The organism is Enterobacter sp. PTB, assembly GCF_051130085.1.
Taxonomy (GTDB): Bacteria; Pseudomonadota; Gammaproteobacteria; order Enterobacterales; family Enterobacteriaceae; genus Enterobacter; species Enterobacter ludwigii.
This window is the reverse complement of the sequence record NZ_JBDKEE010000115.1, coordinates 1-531: the sequence shown is the minus strand read 5'-3', so window position 1 is coordinate 531 and position 531 is coordinate 1. Positions and strand designations below refer to the sequence as shown.

The 531-nt window shown below is 49.2% G+C and carries 1 protein-coding gene; it reads right to left on the bottom strand.

Annotated elements, in window-relative coordinates; all coding sequences use genetic code 11:
* Window positions 1-98: 98 nt before the first annotated feature.
* Window positions 99-437 (bottom strand): LysR family transcriptional regulator substrate-binding protein, encoded by a 339-nt coding sequence (locus AAIR21_RS27845; protein WP_422713264.1) that lies wholly within the window; start codon window positions 435-437, stop codon window positions 99-101.
* Window positions 438-531: the final 94 nt, after the last annotated feature.

Below are 531 nucleotides of genomic sequence, written 5' to 3'. Positions count from 1 at the left end.
CTGCTTTTCACAATGCTATTCCACCATTAATAATATTTTTATTATTTGTTTAGCTAATGTTTATTATTGTGTAAGTTTGCCTCCTTGCACAGTCTTGATCAGCGTGTCATTCGCATCAAATGCTGGATGAGCTGATCCACGGCGGGAAACGACAGAGACTGAACCGCATAGCATACTCCAGTCCGTCTTGAGAGTGGATGTCCTGGCAGGGCTCTGGTCACGACCTGCAAATGTTCACGTGCCAGTGACTCCGGCACAATCGCAACCCCCAGTCCCTGCGTGACAAGTCTGAGCGCCAGAGAATACGTCCCGGCATTTGCTGCCGGCGAATTTGCCGTAGTACCATAAACCGGCAGCAGACGCTGGTGTGATGACAGTTCAGGACACATGATCCAGCACAGACCGTGAAGATCCGCTTCGGTCACCGTCGTTTTCACTATAAGCGCCCCGTCAGCGACGTCTGTCGACGAACCTTTAATCCGGCGATGATAGAGTCCACTTAATTTTTAAATGGACTCTATCACAAATGAC